Origin of the sequence: Streptococcus sp. DD13 (assembly GCF_001578875.1) — a bacterium.
Classification (GTDB): Bacteria; Bacillota; Bacilli; order Lactobacillales; family Streptococcaceae; genus Streptococcus.
Genome location: NZ_KQ969506.1, coordinates 140,532 through 147,568 on the forward strand (window position 1 = coordinate 140,532; position 7,037 = coordinate 147,568).

4 protein-coding genes and 1 pseudogene are annotated in these 7,037 nt (G+C 45.6%); 2 read left to right on the plus strand and 3 right to left on the minus strand.

Translation table 11 applies throughout. The features are described from left to right. The first annotated feature begins 188 nt into the window (after nt 1–188). A pseudogene (gene pheT, locus STRDD13_RS00670) lies at nt 189–2,595 on the plus strand (phenylalanine--tRNA ligase subunit beta). Nucleotides 2,596–2,918: 323 nt separating this feature from the next. Here the strand turns inward: pheT and STRDD13_RS00675 are convergent. Continuing rightward, the gene (locus STRDD13_RS00675) at nt 2,919–3,410 is read right to left on the minus strand and encodes a GNAT family N-acetyltransferase (protein ID WP_067100531.1); all 492 of its coding nucleotides are present in this window, start codon (nt 3,408–3,410) and stop codon (nt 2,919–2,921) included. A 118-nt stretch (nt 3,411–3,528) separates the two neighbouring features. Then, complete coding sequence (locus STRDD13_RS00680) at nt 3,529–5,100, minus strand: hypothetical protein (RefSeq protein WP_067100534.1); 1,572 nt, start codon at nt 5,098–5,100, stop codon at nt 3,529–3,531. Between the two features lie 317 nt (nt 5,101–5,417). Here STRDD13_RS00680 and STRDD13_RS00685 point away from each other — a divergent pair, with 317 nt between their 5' ends. Next, nucleotides 5,418–6,584, plus strand: coding sequence for an MFS transporter (locus STRDD13_RS00685; protein ID WP_231852529.1), 1,167 nt, complete (start codon nt 5,418–5,420; stop codon nt 6,582–6,584). Nucleotides 6,585–6,735: 151 nt separating this feature from the next. Here STRDD13_RS00685 and STRDD13_RS08160 read toward each other — a convergent pair whose 3' ends face one another. Continuing rightward, nucleotides 6,736–6,906 carry a DUF3042 family protein gene (locus tag STRDD13_RS08160; protein ID WP_082781150.1) on the minus strand — a complete coding sequence of 57 codons (171 nt, stop codon included), beginning with the start codon at nt 6,904–6,906 and terminating at the stop codon, nt 6,736–6,738. Nucleotides 6,907–7,037 lie beyond the last annotated feature (131 nt).

A 7,037-nucleotide genomic window follows, 5' to 3' on the forward strand; every position in this document is an offset into this window, starting at 1 on the left:
GGATGCTTAGACAGAGCCCCAGTTTGAATGCTGTTTAGTGGTTTTCTAAATTGTAGAAAGGAAATGAATTCGACCTGAAAGCTCAAAATTTAGATCAGTTGCTGTTGAAATCAGGATTTCTAGCAACTTCCTAAAATTTCACTGCTTTCGTCCTTGTTGGACAGGGACACGGTCTTAATATTTTAATTATGCTTGTATCTTATAAATGGTTAAAAGAATTGGTGGACATTGATGTGCCATCACAAGAGTTGGCGGAGAAAATGTCAACTACAGGGATCGAGGTAGAAGGTGTGGCATCACCGGCTGCCGGTCTCTCAAAAATTGTCGTCGGAGAAGTCTTGTCTTGTGAAGATGTACCAGAAACACACTTGCATGTCTGCCAAGTCAATGTGGGGGAAGAAGAAGCGCGTCAAATCGTCTGTGGAGCACCCAATGTGCGTGCAGGCATCAAGGTCATGGTGGCTCTTCCAGGTGCTCGTATCGCGGACAACTACAAGATCAAGAAAGGGAAAATCCGCGGTTTGGAATCCCTCGGGATGATCTGTTCCCTTGGTGAATTGGGAATTTCTGACTCTGTTGTACCGAAAGAATTCGCAGATGGCATCCAAATCTTGCCTCAAGATGCTGTTCCTGGAGACGAAGTCTTCTCTTATCTAGACCTGGATGATGAAATCATTGAATTGTCCATCACTCCAAACCGTGCAGACGCTCTTTCTATGCGTGGGGTAGCGCACGAAGTGGCAGCCATCTATGACAAGGCAGTTAGCTTTAAAGAATTTACTCTTTCAGAAACAGATCAAGCTGCAGCAGATGCTCTTTCTGTCAGCATCGACACAGACAAGGCACCTTACTATGCCGCTCGTATCTTGGACAATGTGACCATCGCACCAAGTCCACAATGGTTGCAAAACCTTCTCATGAACGAAGGTATCCGTCCCATCAATAATGTCGTAGACGTAACCAACTACATCCTCCTCTACTTTGGTCAACCCATGCATGCCTTTGACTTGGATACCTTTGAAGGGACTGACATCCGAGTGCGTGAAGCGCGTGCGGGTGAAAAACTAGTGACCTTGGATGGGGAAGAGCGTGACTTGGAAACAACTGACTTAGTCATCACTGTCGCGGACAAAGCCGTAGCCCTTGCTGGTGTCATGGGTGGTCAGGCTACTGAAATCTCAGACAAATCGACTCGTGTTGTCCTTGAAGCAGCTGTCTTTAATGGCAAATCCATCCGTAAGACTAGCGGTCGCCTTAACTTGCGTTCAGAATCCTCTTCTCGTTTTGAAAAAAGGGATCAATGTGGCAACGGTCAACGAAGCCCTGGATGCCGCAGCCAGCATGATCACAGAGCTTGCCGGTGCGACGGTGCGTAAGGGCATCGTTTCAGCAGGTGAGCTGGATACTTCTGATGTGGCAGTTTCTTCTACCCTTGCAGACGTCAACCGTGTTCTTGGAACCGAGCTTTCCTACGCTGATGTAGAAGATGTTTTCCGTCGTCTTGACTTTGGTCTTTCTGGCAATGCCGAAATCTTTACGGTTAGCGTTCCTCGTCGTCGCTGGGATATTACGATCGAAGCGGATCTCTTTGAAGAAATCGCTCGGATCTATGGCTATGACCGCCTGCCTACGACCCTTCCAAAAGACGATGGGACAGCGGGTGAGTTGACTGCGACACAAAAACTCCGTCGCCAAGTTCGGACCATCGCTGAAGGAGCAGGTTTAACAGAGATTATTACCTACGCTTTGACAACGCCTGAAAAAGCAGTTGAGTTTACCGCTCAACCAAGCAACTTAACAGAGCTCATGTGGCCAATGACTGTGGATCGTTCAGTTCTCCGTCAAAATATGGTTTCTGGTATCCTTGATACCGTTGCCTACAACGTAGCGCGTAAGAACAAAGACCTGGCACTTTATGAGATTGGAAAAGTCTTTGAACAAACAGGTAATCCAAAAGAAGAATTGCCAAAGGAAATCAACAGCTTTGCCTTTGCCTTGACAGGCTTGGTTGCAGAAAAAGACTTCCAAACGCCGGCAGTTCCAGTTGATTTCTTCTATGCCAAGGGAATTTTAGAAGCCCTCTTTACTCGTTTGGGACTGGAAGTGACCTATAGAGCGACTGCAGAACTAGCTAGCCTCCACCCAGGACGGACAGCTGTCATTTCCCACGGGGACCAAGTTCTCGGTTTCCTTGGGCAAGTGCATCCAGTCACTGCTAAGGCTTACGATATTCCTGAGACTTATGTAGCGGAGCTGAATCTGTCAGCCATTGAAGAAGCCCTTCAACCTGCTGCACCATTTGTGGAAATCACCAAATTCCCAGCAGTTAGCCGGGACGTGGCCCTGCTCCTCAAGGCAGAAGTCACTCACCAAGAAGTCGTAGACGCTATCCAAGCGGCTGGGGTCAAACGTTTGACAGCGATCAAACTCTTTGACGTCTTCTCAGGCGAAAAACTGGGACTTGGTATGAAGTCAATGGCTTACAGCTTGACCTTCCAAAATCCGGAAGATAGCTTGACAGATGAAGAAGTGGCGCGCTATATGGACAAAATCCAAGCGTCACTAGAAGAAAAAGTGGGTGCGGAAGTACGCTAAGAGAACATCAAAAAAGAGGCTGGGACAAAAGTCCCAGCCTCTCCGTTGTTTTTGGATGGTCGAGCAAGACGTGGTAGAGTGGGCTCTACTAGGCTGATTTCATCCGCTTTTACAGCCTACTCAACTGTGCGGAGCTGGAACGACCAAATCGAATTCGAACGAAGGACCGATTTCTGTCCCACTTTCTTTTAGGATTTTGGATGGAGTCTAACGCTATCGAGCGCTTCAGAGTGCTTTTCACCTTCTCTGGTTCATTTCCTACTGAGAAATCCGTAGAAAGCTTTTGAGGGAGGTGTCGATCCAAATGGGGTCAGCTGGACCCCTTACTCACTCTCTTTTTTGGACAAGATTTTTTCCATGACAGTTTCTTGCGGGTGCATATCGTGGCGTTCATAGAAACGAAGGGCAGCTGTATTGTCGTTCCAGACATTCAAGGTGAGGTTGTAACACTGCTGGTCTCGAGCATAGGTCTCAGCAAACTGGAGAAGGCGGTCACCAATTTTTTTCCCTCTCGCTTGTGCATCTACACAGAGATCCTCGATAAAGAGGGTTTTGATGGGTTGGAGGGCTGTAGAAGCAGGATCGACTTCCTTTAAGGTGACAAAGAGATGGCCTAAAAGGACTCCATCTTCGTTTTCGTAGACAAAGATGGGGGTATGTGCTTGCTCTAGTAGGATTTGCAGTTCCTTATTGCTGTATTTACTACCTCTACTTTTAAAAATATCAGGGCGGGCTTCATGGTGCACGTGAAGAATTTGCCCCAGCAGTTCTTGTAGTCTGGGGATATCAGAGAATGTAGCTAAACGAATGGACATTGTGGCTCCTTTCAGTTGGTAAAGGTCATTCGATTTGATATAGAATGAGATAACGTAGTCAGATGATTTTCATCGCTGGCTTTTGGGATGGTAAGAGAATGAATAGGGACGAAAAAACTTATGGATTGCTGGCAACTTTCTTTCGATGGATGATCGAGTGCGCTTCTAATCTTTGAACCAGCTGATCATATCCCGCGACAGAAAATGGAATGAGTAAGAAAACATAAGGGGCGACATATTGGCTTTTTGTTTCCCAAAAAAGGTGAAAAACGAGGCCGCCCGCTAGATACAAGAAGGGATAAAGCTTGAGATGGGACAGGGCATCCTGCTTTTTGAAGAAGAGGAGAAAGAAGACGGCACCTGCATAAATCAGGATGAGAAGGGCATGGGCATATTGGTAGAGGATACGATAGAGGAGGCCACCGTGGTAGAGACTACCCAATTGGGAGACGAGCAAGGGCTGTTTGGCAGGCTTGCTAGGTCCCGACCAGATTGACTGAAAAAGAGAGTCTGTCCAAGTCGAGAGAAATTTTGTTTGGAAAAAACGGACTGCATAGTCAGGATGGTCTAGGAAATAGTGGATTCGATCTTGGACACTTTTTTTAGCGTCTTCTTCCACCGCTTGATAATCCCCCTTTTTTTCAAAATAGATCTCTCGGACATAATAGTTGTACCAACCAGGTAGACGACGTTCATTTCCATCGTCCTGTAAACCCATGGCGAGCCAGGTAATTTTAGGGGTCCCTCTTAGATCTTGACCAGAAATGGTCTCGTAATGAAAAATCGTCGCTTTATTTAACAAGAAGGCAAAGGACACCGCGGCAGCCATCAGAAGAAGAGGGCGCCAACTTTTTTTACGAAGACTGTCAAATAAGAAAACAATGCTTAAGGCAACCAATAGAATGATAAAGTTGTTCCGAATCCAATAGGCCAGGGCAAGAGCCAAAATAGCCGCAAGGGCTAGCAGTTTTTGAGGATTTTTACGATACAAAAGGAGAAAGTAAATCCCAAAACAGGCAAAACAGAGGCCGTAGAGCAATCCATAAACAAATAGAATATTAAAGAATTGAGGTAAGAAGGCAAAGCTTAGGAGGATGGTATACTGACTGATCTTTTTATCCTGAAAAAGGAGATCTGTGGTTTTCCATGTCGCAAAGTTTATGCCGATGACAGCGACCGCATTGAGCAGGAAAAAGATCAATGGGCTAGGAAGAGGCAAGATGGTGAGGATCAACCGCTCAAAGGAGACTAAACCGAGCTGATGAGGGTAGCGAAATAAATATTGACCAGGATCGAGAGAGGATAAATCTCCTTTGTTTAAAGCAATAGCAGAGTAAAACACGCTTGCAGCGTCATCTCGAATCTTAAAGGTGGTCAGAAGGATCAAAAAAATCGCCGCAAATAGATAGACCAGGCTCAGTCCACGAAATAAGCGGGAATTAGACTGTTTGTTGAGCCAATTCCGACACAAAAAAAGTAAGAGAAAGATTCCGATAATCACCCCATAAACCCAGATCTTCGTAGGCACCAAGTGAGACAGTTCTTTCCCATCCAAATACATAAGGGACTGAACCAAGCAAGCAGATAAGAGGAGAATGGAGAAGAGGAAAAGACTTCCCCAACGGATGCAAGATTGGCCCAAGAGATTAAAAAAAGAGAGTATGTTTTGGTAGGACAGTTTGGTTTTCATATTACCACTCTAGCACACTTTTAGAGAAATGGAAAGGTGGAGAACGGATCACGAAAAAACAGTGGATCAATCGGAGCGTGCACGCACGCTAGCTGGAGTTTTTCGGGAATTTGGTGAAGGAAAGCTCCTATGCTAGAACTTTCCTATATCCACTTGGACAAGATTTTGGTACAATAAGGAGGATTGTGTCGTTTGTGGCTTAAAAGCGGATAGTAGAAGACGTCCTGCTATCAGGCTCCAAAGCAGTCCGCAAGGGCGTGCAGACAGCCATGGCTCACTAGAGAAAACGAGAAAAGAAAAGGAATAAAGGAGATTTTATGAAGAAAAAAACATGGATCATCGTTGGTTTGGTGATGTTGGGGATTGTGATGCGTTCTCCCATCACCTCTATTCCAGCCATTTTAACGGATATCGCGGCTGGCTTGCAGGTCGATGTGAGTAGTCTAGGTATCCTAACTTCGATTCCCATGCTGATGTTTGCCCTCTTTTCGACCTTAGTCCCAAAGGTGATTGCACGCGTGGGACTGGAAAAGTCTGTTTTGCTGACTTTACTCCTTATGATGGCAGGCTCTTCTTTGCGGGTTTTTCAGGTCCCTGGTCTATTTTTAGGGACGGCTCTTTTAGGGATGGGAATCGCCTCTATCAATGTCTTATTACCTAGTCTTGTGACAGCTTATTTTCCTGATAAGGTCGGGGTCTATACGACTTTATATTCAACGGTTATGAGTGTCAGCTTGACGGTTATGGCGTATCTTGCAGTTCCTTATACAGAGGCGACTTCTTGGCAAAGCTTTATCTTGCTCTTGTCTGCGATGATTGGAGGTGCCTTGCTTCTTTGGCTTCCAAACCTTCGCAACCATACAAAGCTAAATGCTCGTTCGAACAAGTCTGGCGAGGGGGCACTATGGAAAAACAAGGCAGCCTGGGCCCTCTTGATTTTTTCAGGTCTTCAGTCCTTGATTTTTTACACGGAATCTACTTGGCTTCCTACCGTTTCCCAAGATGCGGGCTTTAGTAAGGAGGCTGCGGCGGCTCTTTTAACCCTTTATAATATTGTCAGTCTGCCGACTTCTGTGCTAGCTCCAATCGTGATTTCACGCAGTCAAATGAAGAAAAAACTTGTCTGGGTAACCAGTTTTTGCTTCTTGACCATCGCAGGTCTTCTAGTCATATGGCTAGCTCCAGCGACCTTCTTCTGGTGGGGACTGGGTCACATTTTGATGGGAGTGTCTGTGGCTGCCCTCTTCCCATATATGTTGTTGAGCTTGAGCAGTAAGACTCGTAATGCTGGAGATACGGCTCGGTTATCAGGCATGGTCCAATCAGGAGGATACTTGCTCGCAGCAGTGGGACCCGTGCTTCTAGGCTATAGTAAACGCTTGTTTCACTCATGGCAACCCTTGATCCTTGTTTTAATGCTTCTCGCTGTTGTCATGATTGTCTCCATGTTCCAGTTTGAAAAGGTGGATAAAATTATTGATTAGTCTTTGGGTTTCCATCAAAGTTTTTAGCTTGTTTGCAGCAAAAGGAGAAATCAAAAAGGTCGGTACGAAATACCGGCCTTTTTGATGAGTAGAGAAGGTTTTGCGACCCATTACTCCTCACTTTTAGAAATAGCTTTGATAGAAAAGTGGCTTAGCGAGCGACACGGCGACGCGCTGCTTTTTTACGATTTTCTTCAATGAATGCTGCTTTCTTTTCTTCTGGTTCAATTACAGTTTTATGGAACGCAAATACCGCACCTGCTGCTGCAGCAACTGTTCCAACGACACCTGTAAGCAATCCTTTACCGAACCCTTTTGCCATAAACCTTTTCTCCTTTACTTTTGTAGTATGATATAATATATAGTAACGAAAAATCGAGGAAAATTCAAGAAAAATGATGAAAACGAAGATAATTGTGGTGATGGGGCCAACAGCCGTTGGAAAAACCGCGC